This window comes from Chryseobacterium viscerum (assembly GCF_002899945.2).
Taxonomy (GTDB): Bacteria; Bacteroidota; Bacteroidia; order Flavobacteriales; family Weeksellaceae; genus Chryseobacterium; species Chryseobacterium viscerum.
Genome location: NZ_PPEG02000006.1, coordinates 408075 through 427472, shown reverse-complemented (window position 1 = coordinate 427472; position 19398 = coordinate 408075). Strand labels below are relative to the sequence as shown.

The following is a 19398-nucleotide window of genomic DNA, read 5'->3' as shown; positions in this document are numbered from 1 at the left end:
ATTCCGAACACAGAAGTTAAGCCCACCAGCGCCGATGGTACTGCTAACGCGGGAGAGTAGGCCGCCGCCAGTTTTTATTTTATTTTTAAAAAGTCCTTTATCATACGATAAAGGACTTTTTTGTTGTATACATACACCACCCAACCTCTATAATATACTTGAGATATCCATCTCTACATCCAATCCTTCTATTATCTTCTGTTTTCCAGCTCATTCCTCATTCCTGGTGACCTATCTTTTCAATCTTTAATTGAGCATCATTATTATTATTATTATTATTAATTTATTTTCTTCAGTTAGGATTATCCCAATGATAAGTTTTGGCTAAAGCCAGATAGAAATAGAGTTTTTGACCAGAACGGGCTCCCTTCGACTAAGCTCAGGATTATAGCCCGCGCCTATTGAATATCATAAATGAAGAATAATCAAAGCTGATCAATCGCATCCCGAACCCCGAACCTCGGATCTCGAAACGCGAACCCGAACCTCGGATCTCATAATTCATAACTTATAATTCATAATTTTCTTCCTTTTAGCCCCGATAGTAATGGTTACCCCGCAGCTTGGGTTGGAGAGTGGGTAGGGTTTGAGTGTAGGTGCGCGCTGGCGTGAGGAGTAAGAATGGATAGCGGGACCAAGCTCCTGAAATAGCACGAGCTGTTCAATGAAACTATTTCCTTATTATTACTCCTATGAATATTTCTCAAAAGCTTCAAGAAAACGCGAAGTAATAATTTTTATTAAATTTCACTAAGTGTGGAAAAAATAGTATTTTAGAAAAAGCGTAATCCGAAAAGCTACAATAGAGTAGGAACGATCAAAAACTAAATAGCTATGAAAAATCGAGTAAAGATTTCAAGAGAGAGTTTAAAATCACTTAAGGGAAGCGGAGGACCTACATGTCCAGATGATCCGCAATTTAGAATCTGCTATCCTCCTGGATGGCCTAATGGCATTTGTATGAGCTATTATCAATGTTGCATGAAGCTTGGCGGTCCTATAGAATTTTGTAAAGAAGAATACGGGAAGTAATATTCTTATTATTTAAGAGTATACATAAAAACACGGCTGCCTCAAACTGAGGTAGCCGTGCTTTTTTTTTATTTATGAATTTAAGATCATACCTGTATTACTCCTAAATTGAATTTCTCAGTAATTGGAGCGTTATTAGCAGCTTCAATTCCCATAGAAATCCATTTTCTTGTATCTGCTGGATTGATGATGGCATCGGTCCATAATCTTGATGCAGCGTAGGTTGCTTCAGTCTGCTTCTGATATTTTTTTGAAATTGTATCCAGAATTTCGTTGTGCTCTTCTTCGGAAATTTCTTTTCCTTGTTTTTTCAACGTTGATTCCTGAATTTGAGCCAATACTTTTGCAGCCTGTGCTCCCCCCATTACAGCTAAATCTGCCCAAGGCCAAGCAACAATTAATCTCGGGTCATAAGCTTTACCACACATTGCATAATTTCCTGCTCCATAAGAATTACCTGTAATGATGGTAAATTTAGGAACTACAGAATTGGCAACTGCATTTACCATTTTGGCTCCGTCTTTGATGATTCCGCCATGTTCTGATTTTGAACCTACCATGAATCCGGTAACATCCTGTAAGAAGATTAAAGGTATTTTTCTTTGATTACAGTTAGCAATGAATCGGGTCGCCTTATCTGCCGAATCAGAGTAAATAACTCCTCCAAACTGCATTTCTCCTTTACCGCTTTTTACCAGTTTTCTCTGATTGGCTACAATTCCTACAGACCATCCATCCACTCTGGCTGTTGCACAGATAATACTTTTCCCATAATCTGATTTATATTCTTCGTATTCGGAGTTATCCACAATACATTTAATAATTTCATAAGTATCATACTGCTCAGCTCTGGAAACAGGCATAATTCCGAAGATATTTTCAGGATTTTCCTTTGGTTGGAAGCTTTCTATTCTGTCAAAACCAGCTTTTTCTGTACTTCCAATAGATTTCATGATGTTTTTGATTCTATTCAAAGCATCTTTATCATCTTTGGCTTTATAATCGGTAACTCCTGAAATAGAGCAGTGAGTGGTAGCTCCACCCAGTGTTTCATTATCTATACTTTCTCCGATAGCTGCTTTTACAAGATAGCTTCCGGCAAGGAAAATTGAACCCGTTTTATCTACAATCATAGCTTCATCACTCATGATGGGAAGATAAGCACCTCCCGCTACACAACTCCCCATAACGGCAGAAATCTGGATGATTCCCATAGAACTCATCTTAGCATTATTTCTGAAGATTCTTCCAAAATGTTCTTTATCAGGAAATATCTCATCCTGCATCGGAAGATAAACACCCGCGGAGTCTACCAGATAAATGATCGGAAGTTTATTTTCCATAGAAATTTCCTGTGCTCTCAGGTTTTTCTTTCCTGTGATAGGAAACCAAGCGCCTGCTTTTACTGAAGCATCATTAGCAACAACAATACATTGTCTTCCGGAAACGTAGCCTATAACTACTACAACTCCTCCGCTAGGGCAGCCTCCGTGCTCTTTATACATTTCGTAGCCAGCAAATGCTCCTACTTCTATAGAATCTGAATCTTTATCGAGAAGATAATCTATTCTTTCTCTTGCAGTCATTTTTCCTTCATCACGAAGCTTTTGAAGCCTCTTCTCACCACCTCCCTTTTTGATCTCAGTGAGTAAGCGATTTATTTCAGATAATTTTAATCTGTTCTGATCTTCTCGTTTATTGAATTCGATGTCCATAAAATTTTCAATTTTTTACGCTTAAAGATACTATTTTTATGAGGAATATAAATTGGAAGTAAAACAAGTGTTTAATAGTTTGGTTTCTAGTAAATTGTGAAATTTTTAACTAAAAAATATTTTTAAATAGTTTATATTTTTTCTAACTTTACAGTAGAGTAGCAGAGGTAATATTCTCTGCAAAATACTCTAAGTTCCTAGTTTATTTTTTTAATAGTTTATTATTTGAAGGCCCTGAAAGTTTAACAAATTTTCAGGGTTTTTTTATAGCTCCCTATCTATTTTGATTTTTGTTAACATTTTTTACATTAAACTTATCTTTTTATCAATATTTGGGAATGTGATTTGTAAATTTGCAGGGTTAAAATTAAAAGGAGATAGGTTATGCATAAATTGGCACTTTTCAGATTGCACTTAATAGTATTTTTATGGGGATTCACTGCAATCTTGGGGAAATTGATTCAGGCCAATGCTCAAATTCTTGTATTTTACAGAATGTTGTTTGCTGCTATTTTTCTTTTTGTATTCATCAGAGTTTTTAAAAAGGAGAGTATAAAGGTTTCGAAAAAAATATTTTTTCAGCTGGCTGCAATAGGTCTTGCAATGGCGCTCCATTGGTATTGTTTTTTTTACTCTATTAAAGTTTCCAATGTTTCTATTGCATTGAGCTGTCTTTCATTATCTACACTTTTTGCTTCGATTCTGGAGCCTATTATCTTCAAAAGGAAGATTGATGTATCCGAAGTGGTAATGGGTACAGTTATCGTTGCCTGTATATTACTGATCTTTAAAACAGAATTTCATTTTAAGGAAGGGATCATCTATGGCATTCTGTGTGCGGTTTTTGGAACTATCTTTTCTGTATTCAACGGGAAAATGTTTGGTAAAACGAGTTCCGGGAATATTATCTTTTATGAAATTTTCTGTGGTTGGTTCATTTTAATGGTATTCTATTTGCTTTCGGGGCAAATTTTTCAGATGAATGAAATAAACTATAGAGATCTGGCGTTAATATGCTTGTTAGCCAGTGTTTTTACTGCTTTTCCAATGCTGGAATCGGTGAACTTAATGAAGTATATATCACCTTTTACATTAATTTTAACAGTTAATTTAGAACCTGTTTACGGAATTATACTAGCTTTTTTTATCTTTGGGGAATCAGAACATATGAGCCCTATATTTTATATTGCTTCAGGAGTTATGATACTGGCAATCATTGTAAATGGATTAATTAAAGCCAAAAAAACTAAAAACTTAAACTAAGCATCAAATTTATATGATGAAAAAATATTTTTTACTTGCATTTTCACTGCTGTTTGGGCTGTCTCAATCTCAGATTATCAGGAAATACTCCAATGAATTCTTAAATATCGGAGCCGGAGCAAGAGGTCTTGCAATGGGAGGGGCAGTAATCACCAATCAGGATGATGTATATTCTCCTATGTGGAACCCTGCAGGTTTGATGTCAGTTGAAAGAGACTGGCAGGGAGCAGCCATGCACGCAGAATACTTTGAGTCTATCGCAAAATATGATTATTTGGCTTATGCAAAAGTACTTGAAGAAGGGGTATTCGGTGTTTCAGTGGTAAGGCTTGGGGTTGACAATATTTTAAATACCACCCAGTTAATTGATACCGAAGGGAATATTGATTATGATAAAATCACCAAATTTTCTCAATCTGATTATGCAGCGATACTTTCTTATGCTTTCAGGCCAGGAGGAAATCCAAAACTGGATGTGGGGGTGAATGCCAAAATTGTCTATAGAAATGTAGGTAAATTTGCCAATGGCTACGGTTTTGGTTTTGATGTAGGAGCCATTTATAAAGCAGATAACGGCTGGAAATTCGGGGGGATGGTGAGAGATATCACCACTACCGTAAACTTCTGGAGTGTGAATCAAAAAGAATTATCAACGGTTGTAAACGGGGAAGAATTTAACCCGGCACCGAAAGATAAAATGGAACTTACAATGCCTAAGCTGAACGTAGGTGCCAGTAAGCTATTTGAGATCAACAGCAGCGTGTATGTATTACCGGAAGCAGGTTTGAATGTAGACTTTGCTAAAACCGCTTCATTGATTTCGACAGACTTTGCCAGCATCAGTCCCTATGCAGGAGCTGAACTAGGGTATCAGAAAATGATTTTTGTAAGATTAGGGATCAACAGGTTCCAGTCTATTACAGATATAGAAGATCTTAGGAGAAAAGTTTCTTTTCAGCCAAGTGCAGGTCTTGGGATCAGATACAGAGGGCTTACACTGGATTATGCAATTACCAATTCAGGGATAGGCGGATCTAATTTCTATTCCAATTTCTTCTCATTGAAACTGGATATGGGCGCATTCAGAAATGATTAAAATAATAAAAATGAAAAAGGTATCGATGTTCTTGTTAGCAATATGCTCAACAATGATTTTTGCACAAAAGGTTTCAAACTCCAAATATATTGCAGTTCCTGAAAAATTTGAAACATTTAAGGAAGATTATGGCCTGAAAGACTTTTTTATTAAAGCTTTAAAAGGGAAAAAATATATAGTACTTCCGGTAATTAAAGATAACTGGCCTTCAGAAGCTAAAATGAATTACTGTAATGTCATTAATGCTGATGTCATTAATGATAAAAGTTTATTCAAAAATAAAGTAATCGTACAGTTTAAAGATTGTAATAATAATATGATTTTAGAGTCTAAGGGAGGCTCAAAAATCAAAGAATTTGATGAAGGATTACAGGATGCAATAAGAGAAGCTTTAATACAAGTGCCGGTTTCTAACCCTGTTGCTATGTTACCCGCATCTAATAATAATGCTCAGAATTCATCTCCTGAACCTGTAGCATCTTCTGCAACTCCAGAAGCAAGTAACTACTCGAACGGGAAAATGGATCTTCAGAAAATCCAGATTGATCCTAATCAGTTTATATTAGCTAAGTCTGGCAGTTCTGTTCCGTTTGCCGTTTTTAAAGCAACTTCTAAGAGTTCTGTTTTTATGGTAAAACTGGCTGATGGAAATACTACTATAGGATATTTCGAAAATGGAAACATGGTGATCGATATTCCACAGGCTGACGGAAGATTCTCCAAAGAAGTTTTTGTAGCTAAATAATCTTAAAATAACGCAATAATAAATATAAAAGGCTCTTGAAAAAAAGAGCCTTTTATCGTATATATGCTGATGTGTTTTTCATTTTTTCTAAGCTTTGAAAAGAGGAAATTGGTTATGTGGTTTTCTACAAATAATAGTTACCCTATAGATTCATACTCCATAACGGTAAATGAAAATGTGAAAAGTTTTATAAAATGAGAAAAATTTTCATAATATTATCGTTATTAGTTGATACTACTAATTTATTAAAAAAATATCAATAATACTATTATTTAGTAAAATATTTATTTTATCGTACTTCTTGTTGTTGTTTTCTTTTAGTATTGGCGGTATCGATGATTTTCATTTTGTGTTGATTCAATATGTGATACATAAGAATTTTTATGAAAAAACTCCATTTTATTTGTGAAAATTGAATCGTAGTACTATGCCAGGGTATTAATTAGCATTAAAAAACTCCCAAATCACTTTAGCCTTACTTTTCCCTAGAATCTCTTCCAGAGTTTCCATATTGGCCTCTTTGATGCGTTTTACAGACTTTAGTTTAGATAGAAGCAACTCAATAGTTTTCTCCCCCACACCAGGAATTTCTTCCAGTTCAGATTTTATGGTAGAATTTTTCCTTCTTGTTCTGTGATGCTTTACCCCAAATCGGTGAGCTTCATCACGTACACGCTGAAGGATTTTCAATGTTTCGGATTTTTTATCCAGATATAAAGGGATAGGATCTTCCGGGAAGAAAATCTCTTCCAGTCTTTTGGCGATCCCTACAATGGTAATTTTTCCGTAAAGTCCCAATAATCTCAGGCTCTTCACTGCAGAAGACAGCTGTCCTTTTCCTCCATCTATCAGAATCAGCTGTGGAAGACTTTCTCCCTCATCAAGCATTCTTTTGTAACGGCGGTAGATCACCTCTTCCATGGTTGCAAAATCGTTAGGACCTTCCACTGTTTTAGGATGAAAAATTCTGTAATCTGCTTTACTCGGTTTTCCATCTTTGAAAACAACACACGCAGATACAGGATTGGTTCCCTGAATATTTGAGTTATCGAAACCTTCAATATGTCTTGGCTCTACAGGCATTCTCAGAAGTTTCTGCATTTCGGCCATGATTCTGTTGGTATGCCTTTCAGGATCTATGATCTGAACCTGTTTCAGTTTCTCCAAACGGTATTCTTTTGCATTCTTCTCAGAAAGCTCTACAATTCTTTTTTTATCGCCTACTTTAGGAACAATCAGTTTCACATTGGGAATTTCTACCGACAGATGGAAAGGTAAAAGAACCTCTTTAGAATCAGAAGAAAACTTCTGACGGATCTCTATCAATGCCTCTTCCATAATATCTTCATCCGTTTCTTCAAGAATTTTTTTGATCTCTGTCGTAAAACTCTGGATGATATTCCCATTCCTGATTTTAAAGAAATTGACATAAGCTGCCGTTTCATCACTGGTCATTCCGAAAACATCTACATCATCAATATTAGGGTTTACCACTGTGTTTTTAGCCTGATAATCTTCAAGAATGTCCAGTCTTTCTTTGATGATTTGAGCTTCTTCAAACTGAAGATTAGAAGCCAGTTTCATCATCTGATTCACCAGATAATCCTTAGCTTTTCGGAAATCTCCTTTGACAATTCCACGGATGGCATCTATCTTTTCGTCATATTCTTCTTTACTTTCAAGATCCTCACATGGTCCTTCACAGTTTTTGATATGATATTCCAGACAGACTTTATATTTTCCTTCCGCTATTTTGGAAGGAGATAGATTCAGATTACAAGTTCTTAGCTTATAGATATGCTTGATGGTTTCCAGCAATATCTTTGCAGGTCGCACTTTTGCATAGGGACCATAATATTCCGATCCGTCTTTGATTACATTTCTGGTCAGAAAAATTCTTGGGAAATCTTCATTTTTGATGCAGATCCACGGATAAGTTTTGTCATCCTTCAGCATGACATTATAAAAGGGCTGATGTTCCTTGATCAGATTATTTTCCAATAAAAGTGCATCATACTCGCTGTTTACAATCGTCGTTTCCAGCCTCTGGATTTTACCGACCATTATCTTGATCCTGTATCCGGGAAGGTTTTTATTGAAATAGGAGAGAACCCTTTTTTTTAGATTTTTGGCTTTACCAACATACAAAAGCTGTTCATTTTTATCATAATAACGATAAACGCCGGGTTCTGATGGTAACGTTTTAAGCTGCAGTTCTAAAGAAGGATTCATATAACAAAATTAAGGAAACTTTCCCTATTTAAAAAAAGAAAAACCTGCAGATGAGTCCGCAGGTTTTATTTTATTGTTGGAAGTATTTTATCCGTTTGTCATTGCCGTATATTCACTCACAAGAAAACTGAAATAATCCCATTCTACAGAGTTTTTAGGGTATTGTTTCATAAACTCCTGATTATCTCCAAAAAGGAAATCATAATTGTCTTCAAAATCATCTTTATGCAGCCACATCACTTTGTTGCCTTTCTTTACATAATAAGATTTGATAACCCCGCCTCCAAGCTGTGGAGAACCCATTACAGAAAAGCCTCCGGTTTCTTTAGCTCTGGGATCGTGATATACTGAAATAATATCATCAAATCCCGGATTGATAACCTGCATCAGGAATTCTTTGTCATCCTTTTTGTTCTTTAAAGAAACAGTCTGGTTTACAAAATAAATTCTGTCATTATTGGTGTTTTTCGTCAGCTTCTTAGTTCCGAAGTTTCTGATATTCCCCATGTATTTTGCCACCTTTGCAATTTTTTCCGCATTGCTTGGGTAAACATACATCTCATTGATCTGATCAGCAGTGAAAGTAGCATTCTTTTTTGTGATACTGTCTTTAATTGCTACTTCGTAGATCTGTCCTTTTTTAGTTTCGATCTTATTACAGAAACCTTTGTAGGTAGTTCCGTCTTTTAAGATGATCGTAGATGTTTTCTTAGGAGATGGAGTATTAAAACCTTCATTGAAAAGGTAAGTTTCCATTTTTTTGATGTCCTCCTTAGAATATTTTACTTTCTGTGCGAAAGCGGTTGTGCTTGCTACACATAAAGCAAGGAGTAGAGTTTTCAGTCTCATGTAGTATTGTTTTTAATTTTCGGGGCTAAAAATAGTAAATTAAATCACTTCTTTTTATAAAAATATAGAAGATTGAAATTTAGCTTTTCCAATTATTGTTAAATGCGTAATTTTAAGAAAATTTTTTAGAAATGATATACGGAGTAGATGTTTTTACTTTCCATGATGTTCTGGAAATCTGTAAAAAGCCAAATAAAGCGAAGCTGAACAAAGCTGCAAAAGAACAAATTTTAAAATCTCAGAAAAATGTACAGCAAATAGTAGAGTCCGATAGATGTGTATATGGAATCAATACCGGATTCGGACCATTGTGTGATACCAAAATATCGGCTGACGAAACTGCACAGTTACAATACAATCTGATTATTTCTCACGCAGTAGGAGTTGGAAAGCCTATTGATAAAGAGTTTTCCAAGATCATGATGATTGCTAAAGTTCATGCCCTTTCAAAAGGATTTTCAGGAGTTTCTCTGGAAGTAATTGAAAGAATGATCCTGATGCTTGAAAAAGATATCATTCCGGTAGTTCCTGAACAGGGATCTGTGGGAGCTTCGGGAGACCTTGCTCCGCTGGCCCATTTGGTATTACCATTACTTGGTTTAGGAGAGGTTTGGGAAGGAGATCAGGTTTCTGAAACCATGGAAGTTCTGAAAAAACATGACCTTGAACCCCTTGTTTTAGGACCTAAAGAAGGATTGGGATTGATCAATGGAACACAATTTATTCTGGCTCATGCGATCAAAGGACTTGAAAAGTTTGAATACTTATTGGATCTTGCAGATATGACCGCCGCAATGAGTCTTGAAGCCTATAGAGGTTCTGAAAGCCCTTTCAAAAAAGAGCTTCACGAAATCAGGCCTTTTGAAGGAAGTAAAAAAGTGGCAGCAAGAATGCTTAAATTCTTAAAAGGATCAGAAAATATGAAAGCTCATGAAGATTGTGAGAGAGTTCAGGATCCTTATTCTATGAGATGTGTACCTCAGGTTCATGGAGCCAGCAGAAATGCTTTTGAACACCTTAAAGGTATGGCAGAAACAGAACTGAATTCCGTAACAGACAACCCGATTGTATTAAGTGCTGAAGAATCTATTTCAGGAGGGAATTTCCACGGACAGCTGATGGCTTTGCCTTTAGACTATGCTACACTCGCTGCTGCAGAATTAGGAAATATTTCCGACAGAAGAAGTTATTTATTATTAGAAGGAAAATATGGACTTCCAAGATTATTGACGGAAAGCTCAGGATTAAACTCAGGATTTATGATTCCTCAGTATACTTCAGCTGCTTTGGTTACAGAGAATAAAACATTATGTTTCCCGGCATCAGCAGATTCTATTCCTACAAGTTTAGGTCAGGAAGACCATGTTTCTATGGGAAGTATTTCAGGAAGAAAATTCAACCAGGTTCTTGGAAATCTTGTGAATATTCTCTCTGTTGAGTTGATGTTTGCCGCTCAGGGACTTGAATTCAGAAGACCTGCGAAATGCTCTAAGGTGATTGAAGAAAACTTCAATATTCTTCGTTCTAAGGTTGCTAAGCTTGAAGATGACAGATTGATCGGTAAGGATATGCTTGCCATTGCAGAGTTGATCAACGAAAGAAAATTTGTTGTCAACTAATCTCAAAATAAAGTAAAGCTTCCGAAAGGGAGCTTTTTTATTTCCTGTAAATCTTTGAATCATTAAATTTTTAAATCTTTTAATCAAACAAACATGCACATCCTCAGAACAGATTCCACCAATACAGATTTTCAAAATCTCGTAAAATCCCTTGATGCTACTTTATCCGAACATAATGGTGAAAATGATGATTTCTTTGCTCAATTTAATACCATTGATACCATCAAAAACTGTGTCGTAGCTTATGTAGATGATATCCCGGCAGCTTGTGGAGCATTCAAACCCTTTTCAGAAGATACGGTAGAAATAAAAAGAATGTTTACCGATCCGGAATTCAGAAAAAAAGGACTGGGCTCAGCCATTGTAAAAGAATTGGAAAACTGGGCAGCAGAATTGAATTTCAAAAAAGCAGTATTGGAAACTTCCCAGGATTTGAAAAGTGCCATCTCAATATATGAAAAAAACGGATTTTACAGGATTCCCAATTATGGACAATACATTGGCGTTGAGCAAAGTGTCTGTTACGAAAAAGTATTTTAATTTAATATTCATGTAATGGTAAATTCATTTTTTTTAAGTTTTTAATTCCCATGAAAGTGTTATATTGTGGCTCCAACCAAAATAATAACATATGAAAAAAACTGTATTCCTCCTGGCAATATTTTTTGCTTTAAATTCGTGTTCCAGAGAAGAACTTCAGAACGAAAATGTAAAAACAGAAATGGCTCAGAAAGATCCGCTGACTGCAAAACAGATCAATGAAAGGATCAATCAGGCTATTAAAACAGACGGTACTTTCAACTGGAAGAATGAATCCGATCATTTTGTGTGGAGTGCTATTTTCCGTGGAAACAAAATGGTATCTATCGGTTTTGGAGCTTCTAAAGATGATTTTGACAGAAGTAAATCTCCAAACAGCAGTGATATGGAAAAAGAAGTCCTTTCTGTTATCAAAAAGTATGAAGGAAAGGATGAAAGAAATTTCCTTCTTCTTTCAGACCAATATCTTAATCAGATGGATGTGGTAATTGAAAATGAAGAAACCATTACCGCTCTTCGACAAATGAAAAACATCCGATACGTAGAGCCGGCAGACTATCATTATTTTGAATTTGAGGTTCAATCAGCTGCAAAATCTTCTGGCAGTGGTTCATCAGGATGTGGTTTTTCATCATCAACATTAAATACAGCAGATTACACTTCTACAACGCCAAGTGCAAAAATTCCATGGGCTTTCGCCAAGCACAATATTCCTGATGCCTGGAGCTACAGTACAGGGGCAGGTGTTACCATCGGGCTTATTGACACAGGAGTTTCCCCTGAGCAGACTTTATTGGGAGGAAGCTTTAATAATGGGGCTTCTTCAGGAAGAACGATCAGTAAACTTGGAGTGTATAATTCAGACGGATCCGGAGATCAGTGTGGGCACGGAACAAAAATGGCTTCTGTGATGACTGCTCCAAGAAATAATGCAGGGTTACCTGTAGGAGTAGCTTATAATGCTAACCTGATCGCCTACAGAGCCGCAGAAAATGTTGTCCTGGAAACTTCCAGTGAGCAGACTGCTGTAAAAACGGCTTTCACAGAATTGGGTAACAATACCAGTGTGAAGATCATTTCAATGTCAATGGGCCATATTTTTTCTGTCGGGAAAATTGAAGATGGGGTTAAATATGCTTATTCTAAAGGAAAACTGATTTTCTGTGCCGGAGGAACTTCTACAAGCTTCACCAATTTTGTTGGGGTAATTTTCCCTGCATCCATGTCGGAAACTCAGGCGATAACTGGGGTGAAAGAAAATACATCCAATCAAAAATGTGATGTTTGCCACTCCGGAAGTCAGATCGACTTTACCTTCCAGATGGAGAGACCTTCAGGAAATACCGTTCCTGTATTAAGTTATTACAATGGTCAGGCGGATTATGTAGGAGGTTCTTCAGTGGCTACAGCAGCTACGGCAGGAATTGCAGCTTTGGTTTGGGCTAAAAATCCATCATGGACAAGAGAGCAGGTGCTTAATAAAATGAGACAGTCTGCCACTTACTATCCCAATGTAAATTCAAGCTATGGCTACGGAAACATCAATGTTTTAAAAGCGGTACAATAAATAATAACAGACGATTATAAAAAGGAAAAGGAAATACCTCAGCTGAGATATTTCCTTTTTTATTCTAAAATATTTAATCTCCTAATTGATAATCAAGAGGAAGCATGTTTTCAATTTTATTTTTGGAGAAATCACCTTCATTGATGAGTTGATCCGGAGTTGTGATGTTTCCTTCTTTTGAAACTTCAAACGATTCTCCATCAGAATGTAAAAATGAAGATAATATATTCCGGTTCGCTCTTTTCACAAATTCTTTTCCTTTAAGCTCGTAATAATACTTGGGATAATTGACCTGAAGAATATCTTTAAATTTAAGAAAAACCTGTCCGTCTGATCTTTTAACATAATCCAAGTCAGGAATCTTTGTTTTTACAATAGCCATCATGTATTGGCTCTGAGCATTTTTTCTGCTGGCAATTTCTCTTATGTTTTCAGGAATGGTATTAAAATCAGGTTTGTATACGAGTTCCAGATAATTCTTTAAAGTATTCAGTTCCTCTTCAGAAGGATATTTTGGGTTGGGAATTCTTACCACCTGATTGACAATAAATCCTGCTTCAACAATTTTATGATCATAAATGCTTCTGAAAAAGTGGAGAAGGCTGCCTTCATAGGCATTCATACGGTTAAGTTTCACCTTATCTGTATTTTTTGATTCTTTAAAAAAACTTGTGCCGGTATAATTAACCATTTTAGAGTTGAAGTCGGCAGAAAAGCTGATCAGATTGTAACTGATTTCATAGCCAAGATTTTTATTCTCAATGATTAAAGTGTTGGGAGCCTTTACTTTCAGAAGTTTATTCTTTTTATCATAGGAAAACTTTAAAGACCTTTGATTCTTTATTTTCACGTCTTCACGATTGTTACCTATAAAAGTATCCAGGAAATAATTGATATAATTCTGGTAAGCTTCAGGAGTGTAAGGAACCAGTCTTATTTCTTCAATAGCATTGGTTTTGGTCAATACTACTTTTAAAGTCTTATTAATAACATCCGGTAATCCGATGGTAAAAGTCTCGTAATCTTCTTTTTGAAAAACAAGATTCCCGTATTTTTGGGTAGAAAGATTTAATGTAAAACTTCCGTCTTCTTTTGAAATAGTACCCGTTTTAGTTCCATCAAGATAAATATTGACATTGTCTATTCTGTGACCGGTATCATCTACTACAGTCCCCTTTACCATCTGAGCGGAAAAAACAGAAGAGGCAAGCAAAAAAAATAGTAATATTGTTTTCATGGCAAACAATATTACTAAACTTTTAGTGATAATGAAAGAAGAATTTATCCAATCCTTACACTCGTCATACTCAATGATCCACCGATAAGTTCATCATTGAATAAAGTAAGTTCTTCAGACTGATCTTTCAGCCCTAAAGTATAGAGCAAAGGAAGATAATGATCAGGAGTAGGAATGGCATACTGTAAGAAAGTTCCCTGCTTCTGATAATCAATAATATTCTGAAAATTACCGTCAAGAAGCCAGTTGTTGGTTTTCTCCCGGGCTTCAATTGCCCAATCCCAGCCGGCTCCCACTGTATTTATATTTTTCCAGTCGATGAGACGAAGATTGTGAACAATATTTCCGCTTCCGATAATCAGAATGCCCTTTTCACGAAGCTTATTCAGTCTTTTGGCAAGCTCATAATGATATTGAGGTGGTTTTGTATGGTCAATACTCAGCTGAATTACCGGAATATCAGCATCCGGATACATATGTCTGATGACCGACCATGCCCCATGATCCAGTCCCCAGTTGTGGTCTTCTTCCACATCGATAGGTAGAAGTAGTTCCGCAGTTTCTTTGGCGAGTTCCGGACTTCCCGGAGCAGGATACTGCACATCAAATAATGCTTTTGGAAAACCATAAAAATCATGGATGGTTTTCGGCATATCCATAGCCGTTACAAAAGTTCCATCTGTATACCAATGAGCAGAAATACAAAGAATTGCATTAGGTTTGGGAATTTCTGAGGCAGCTTTTCGGAAACCCTGTACAAATTGATTCTCTTCAATGGCATTCATCGGCGAACCATGTCCAAGAAATAAAACAGGCATTCTCTGAGTGTTTTTAAAACTGTCGCTTATGTTTTGAAGATCGTTGAGGTTCATAAATATTGAAGATTATAAAAAAATAAAAGGTTCAAGGCTTTTAGACAAATCCCTGAACCTTTTATAATGTATGTTATTAACTATGCTTGTTTTACAAACTGTAATTCACCAGCTACTTTTACATCATCACTTACCATTACACCTCCTGCTTCAAGAGCTGCATTCCAGTTTAATCCAAAATCTTTTCTGCTGATTTTTCCTTCAAAAGAGAAACCTGCTTTTGTGTTTCCCCATGGGTCTACATTGATTCCTCCAAAGTCTACATCAAGATCTACAGGTTTTGTAATTCCGTTGATGGTAAGATTTCCAACAATAGAATTATTTAATGCCTGAGATTCAAAAGTAATCGTAGGATGTACTTCAGCATTGAAGAACTCAGCAGACTTTAAGTGGTTATCTCTGTCTGTATTGTTTGTGAACACAGAATCCGTTTGGATAGTAGCGGTAGTTTTTGCATTGGCAAAGAATTCGTCTTCAGATTCAATTTCAGCAGTGAAAGTTCTGAAGCTTCCTTTTACGTTAGAGATCATCATGTGTTTTACTTTGAAAGTAATTTCACTATGCGTTGGGTCTAAGATCCATTTTGTAGCCATTGTATTTTGTATTTTTTGTTTGTTATTAATGAGGCAAATTTAGGACAGAAAATATATACAAGTCATTGATATAGGATAAGAAATGCAGTTTACACTTAAAATCATCGATTTTTTATTTTTAAATGTTGAATTAATTTTATTGATGTCAATTGTCAATTTTGCTTCGCAAGTAAATGACCAGTGTCTTTTGGAATATAAAAAATTGACCAGCAAAGCGGGTTGAGAATTCACGATTGACTCATTTAATGTTCACCTTTAAAAATTCTACTATTAAGTTAAGGAATAATTTCTTTTAGTGCATGAATTCCATTTTATGAATGTTTTAATTTAACATTTCTTAACGAATGATTTTTATTTCTTATTTTTGATGGATTCAATTTTATACAATGAAATTACATAAATTTTCTTTATTGATGCTGGTTTTAGGCAGTTCAGCATTTGCCCAGACCCAGAAGTTTACCATGGCGGAGGCTGTAAATGGAATGAGAACCAACCTTGCCGTGAAAAATATTTCCCAATTTTCATGGGCTGCAGACGGAAAATCTTATATCCAGGCAGTGAAAGGAGGTTATCTGATTACAGATTTGAAAACCAACAAGCAGGATACCCTGATCTCGTTGAGCCAACTGAACAGAAATCTTTCCAATGATAAGCTGAAAGCTGTTCCACCAATTAAATTTACAGGAAATTCCAATGGGTATTTTACTACAGGTGGTAAAATGTCATGGATTGAAAAATCAGGAAACGATTGGAAAGTAAAAAGTACAGCTGCAATGGATCAGGATGCTGCAAACGTAAAAATGTTTGGTGATGGTCAGACGTTTGCCTTCACAGCAAAGAATAATTTATTTGTAAGCAGAAACGGGAAAACCATTGCTGTAACCAACGAAGCTAATGAAAATATCATCAGCGGACAGGCTGTTCACAGAAATGAATTCGGAATTGATACCGGAATTTTCCCCGCACCGAACTCTGAGAGTGTAGCTTTCTATAAAATGGATCAGAGCATGGTAGCAGATTACCCGATCATCGATTGGTCTGTAACGCCTGCTGTAAATCACAATATCAAATACCCAATGGCTGGTCAGACTTCTCACCAGGTGATATTAGGGGTCTTCAATATTAAAACCCAAGCTACTACTTTCTTAAAAGTGGAGGGTGAAAAAGATCAATATCTGACGGCTGTTACATGGAGCCCAGATTCAAAGTATATCTTCGTAGGCGTTCTGAACAGAGGTCAGAATCATATGAAAATGAACCAGTATGATGCTGCTACCGGAGAATTGGTGAAAACGTTATTTGAAGAAACAGACAGCAAATATGTAGAACCACAACATCCGCTTACTTTCTTCCCGAATTCTAACACAGACTTTATCTGGCAGAGCCAGAGAACAGGATACAATCACTTGTTCCACTACAGTCTTGAAAAAGGATTGATAGCACAGATTACAAAAGGAGACTGGCTGGTAACTGATATTTTAGGATTCAACGAAAAGAAAAAGGAAATCTATTTTACTTCAACAAAAGAAACTCCTCTAGAGAGACATTTATATAGAATCAACTGGACTAATTTCAAAATGCAGAGATTGGACAGTGCAGAAGGAATGCATATTGGAACATTGAGCAGCGACGGAAATTACCTGTATGATGCTTACAGCAATGCCAATTCACCGAGAGTTGCCGACATTATCAATACTGCCAATTTAAAATCTACGAATATCCTTACTTCTGAAAATCCATTAAAAAATTATCAGAGACCGGAAATTAAAAACGTAGAATTAAAAGCAGATGACGGAACTCCTTTGTATGGAAAAATCATTCTTCCAACAAACTTTGATCCGAATAAAAAATATCCAACGATTGTTTATTTGTATAACGGACCGCACTTACAGCTAATTACCAATACTTTCCCGGCTTCAGGAAACCTTTGGTACGAATATATGGCTCAGAATGGGTACATTATTTTTACCATGGACGGAAGAGGTTCTTCTAACCGTGGATTGAAGTTCGAGCAGGCTGTATTCAGAAACCTGGGAACTACAGAAATGAATGACCAGATGAAAGGGGTAGAATACCTAAAGTCTCTTCCTTATGTAAATGGAGACAAAATGGGAATTCATGGATGGAGCTTTGGAGGATTTATGACGACAAGTTTTATGCTTCGTAAACCAGATGTATTCAAAGTAGGAGTAGCAGGAGGGCCGGTAATCGACTGGAGTATGTATGAGATCATGTATGGAGAAAGATATATGGATACTCCACAGGAAAATCCACAAGGATATGCAACGGCTAATCTTTTGGATAAAGTTCAGAACCTGAAAGGAAAACTATTGATGATCCACGGGGCGCAGGATGATGTAGTAGTATGGCAGCATTCTATAAAATTCATCAAGTCTGCTGTTGATAACGGAGTTCAGTTAGATTACTTTACGTATCCGGGGCATCCGCATAATGTAATAGGAAAAGACAGAGTTCACCTGATGCAGAAAATAACAGATTATTTTGATTTGTATCTGAAGAAATAATTTACAATCCAGTCTAGTTTTAGGCTGGATTTTTTGTTTCTGTTGAATAAGAAGTAAGAATGTTGGAAAACGCAAAGGCGCAAGTTTTTGATAGGGTTCATGTTGTAAGGCGCAAAGATTTTATCTGCGATAAAATTTTATACGGTGTAATTTATTTTATCTCACGCTGATTTTGCAGATTACGCAGATGTTATGAAAACCTGTGATAAAGTTCTAATACTGTATGAATTCATGCTTGCTGAAAATCTTCGATTTTCTTGCGCCTTAAAGCAGAATGAAGATAGAAAATCCTTGCGCCTTTGCGTTTTCCAACAAAAACAACGTTTTGTCTCCAACCGTACTTCCGATCTTAACAAACATCAATGTTTTTGATCTTTCATAGTGGTAATTTTGTATTACTAAAAACAACAATATGGAATTAGGAATAGGAATGTTCGGTGATTTGGCTTTAGACCAGTCAACCGGAAAATATAGAGATGCAGGAATTAAGATCCGTGAGATATTGGATCAGGTAAAATTGATGGATGAGGTAGGAATTGATGTTTTCGCTATGGGAGAGCATCACCGTCCGGATTATGCTGTTTCTTCTCCGGAGATCGTTTTGGCAGCGGCAGCGAGTATTACAAAAAATATAAAACTGGCCAGCGGAGTGACTGTTTTGAGTTCTTCGGAGCCGGTAAAAGTATATGAAGATTTCTCAACACTGGATTTGATTTCAGACGGAAGAGCAGAAATATTCGTGGGACGTGGAAGTTTCATAGAATCATTTCCGTTGTATGGGTATTCATTGAATGATTATGAACAGTTATTTGACGAAAAATTAGAATTATTATTGAAAATTAATTCTGAAGAAAATGTAAGCTGGTCAGGAAAACTTCGTGCGCCGATGGAAAATCAAACGGTATATCCAAGAGCAAAAAATGATGGAAAGCTTTCAATCTGGAGAGCTGTTGGAGGAACTCCGCAGTCTGTTTTAAGTGCAGCACAGCTTGGAATGCCTTTGGTGGTTGCTATTATTGGAGGAATGCCGATTCAGTTTAGAAATTTGATCGAATTCTATAAACAGGAATACCAAAAAGCGGGTCATGATGTTTCAAAAATGCAAATTGCTGTTCATTCACATACTTTTGTGAGTGATGATCAAAAAGTAGTAGATGGATATTTCCATAATTATAAATCTCAGATGGATAGGATAGGGGCTTCCAGAGGATGGGCTCCTTACACCAAAATGCAGTATGACGGAGGAAGAAATAAAGATGGAGCATTATTTATCGGCAGTCCGGCAGAAGTAGCAGATAAAATTGCTTACATGAAAGAGATTTTCGGAATTACAAGATTTATCGGGCATATGGATGTGGGAGATCCTGCTCATGAAGTGATGATGAAATCTATTGAATTATTTGGGAAAGAAGTAAAACCCATTATAAAAGGACTGTAACAGTCGTTTATAGATATGACAAGGAGACCGGAAAAGGTCTCCTTTTTTTATTCTGTTTTATATTGCTGAGAATCC

The 19398-nt window shown here is 36.2% G+C and carries 14 protein-coding genes and 1 rRNA gene; 9 read left to right on the top strand and 6 right to left on the bottom strand.

The genetic code is table 11. From position 1 onward, the window contains the following. Positions 1-73, top strand: a 5S ribosomal RNA gene (gene rrf, locus C1634_RS26580); the annotation flags it as partial. Positions 74-1118: 1045 nt separating this feature from the next. Here the strand turns inward: rrf and C1634_RS16490 are convergent. After that, positions 1119-2747 (bottom strand): acyl-CoA carboxylase subunit beta, encoded by a 1629-nt coding sequence (locus C1634_RS16490; RefSeq protein WP_109738770.1) that lies wholly within the window; start codon positions 2745-2747, stop codon positions 1119-1121. A gap of 384 nt (positions 2748-3131) precedes the next feature. Between C1634_RS16490 and C1634_RS16485 the strand changes: the two genes are divergently transcribed. Genes C1634_RS16485 through C1634_RS16475 form a run of 3 tightly spaced genes read left to right on the top strand, consistent with a single transcriptional unit; the run spans position 3132 to position 5851 of the window. Continuing rightward, positions 3132-4010, top strand: coding sequence for a DMT family transporter (locus tag C1634_RS16485; RefSeq protein ID WP_109738769.1), 879 nt, complete (start codon positions 3132-3134; stop codon positions 4008-4010). A gap of 13 nt (positions 4011-4023) precedes the next feature. Then, a complete protein-coding gene (locus C1634_RS16480) occupies positions 4024-5106 on the top strand; it encodes a putative type IX sorting system protein PorV2 (protein WP_109738768.1) in 1083 nt (360 codons plus the stop codon). A gap of 10 nt (positions 5107-5116) precedes the next feature. Next, a complete protein-coding gene (locus C1634_RS16475) occupies positions 5117-5851 on the top strand; it encodes a hypothetical protein (RefSeq protein WP_228410092.1) in 735 nt (244 codons plus the stop codon). 438 nt (positions 5852-6289) lie between these two features. On the opposite strand, the gene uvrC is transcribed toward C1634_RS16475, so the two are convergent. Continuing rightward, positions 6290-8083, bottom strand: a complete 1794-nt coding sequence (gene uvrC, locus C1634_RS16470) for an excinuclease ABC subunit UvrC (protein ID WP_103233174.1) — start codon at positions 8081-8083, stop codon at positions 6290-6292. Between the two features lie 87 nt (positions 8084-8170). Further along, entirely contained in the window at positions 8171-8932 is a 762-nt protein-coding gene (locus C1634_RS16465; protein WP_103233173.1) for a hypothetical protein, read from the bottom strand. Between the two features lie 131 nt (positions 8933-9063). Between C1634_RS16465 and hutH the strand changes: the two genes are divergently transcribed. From hutH to C1634_RS16450, 3 genes are all read left to right on the top strand, one after another. Continuing rightward, the gene (gene hutH / locus C1634_RS16460; RefSeq protein WP_103233172.1) at positions 9064-10551 is read left to right on the top strand and encodes a histidine ammonia-lyase; all 1488 of its coding nucleotides are present in this window, start codon (positions 9064-9066) and stop codon (positions 10549-10551) included. A gap of 93 nt (positions 10552-10644) precedes the next feature. After that, entirely contained in the window at positions 10645-11091 is a 447-nt protein-coding gene (locus tag C1634_RS16455) for a GNAT family N-acetyltransferase (RefSeq protein WP_103233171.1), read from the top strand. A gap of 91 nt (positions 11092-11182) precedes the next feature. Next, a complete protein-coding gene (locus C1634_RS16450; RefSeq protein WP_103233170.1) occupies positions 11183-12658 on the top strand; it encodes a S8 family peptidase in 1476 nt (491 codons plus the stop codon). 73 nt (positions 12659-12731) lie between these two features. Here the strand turns inward: C1634_RS16450 and C1634_RS16445 are convergent, their stop codons facing one another. The 3 genes from C1634_RS16445 to C1634_RS16435 form a co-directional block, all read right to left on the bottom strand. Beyond that, entirely contained in the window at positions 12732-13895 is a 1164-nt protein-coding gene (locus tag C1634_RS16445; RefSeq protein WP_109738767.1) for a carboxypeptidase-like regulatory domain-containing protein, read from the bottom strand. A 44-nt stretch (positions 13896-13939) separates the two neighbouring features. Continuing rightward, on the bottom strand, positions 13940-14767 hold the full coding sequence (gene ygiD / locus C1634_RS16440; RefSeq protein WP_103233168.1) for a 4,5-DOPA-extradiol-dioxygenase: 828 nt from the start codon (positions 14765-14767) through the stop codon (positions 13940-13942). A gap of 80 nt (positions 14768-14847) precedes the next feature. Continuing rightward, positions 14848-15360, bottom strand: coding sequence for a YceI family protein (locus C1634_RS16435; protein WP_047382037.1), 513 nt, complete (start codon positions 15358-15360; stop codon positions 14848-14850). 386 nt (positions 15361-15746) lie between these two features. Between C1634_RS16435 and C1634_RS16430 the strand changes: the two genes are divergently transcribed. Continuing rightward, positions 15747-17885 (top strand): S9 family peptidase, encoded by a 2139-nt coding sequence (locus C1634_RS16430; RefSeq protein WP_109738766.1) that lies wholly within the window; start codon positions 15747-15749, stop codon positions 17883-17885. A 412-nt stretch (positions 17886-18297) separates the two neighbouring features. Further along, the gene (locus tag C1634_RS16425) at positions 18298-19323 is read left to right on the top strand and encodes an LLM class flavin-dependent oxidoreductase (RefSeq protein ID WP_109738765.1); all 1026 of its coding nucleotides are present in this window, start codon (positions 18298-18300) and stop codon (positions 19321-19323) included. The last annotated feature ends 75 nt before the right edge of the window (positions 19324-19398 follow it).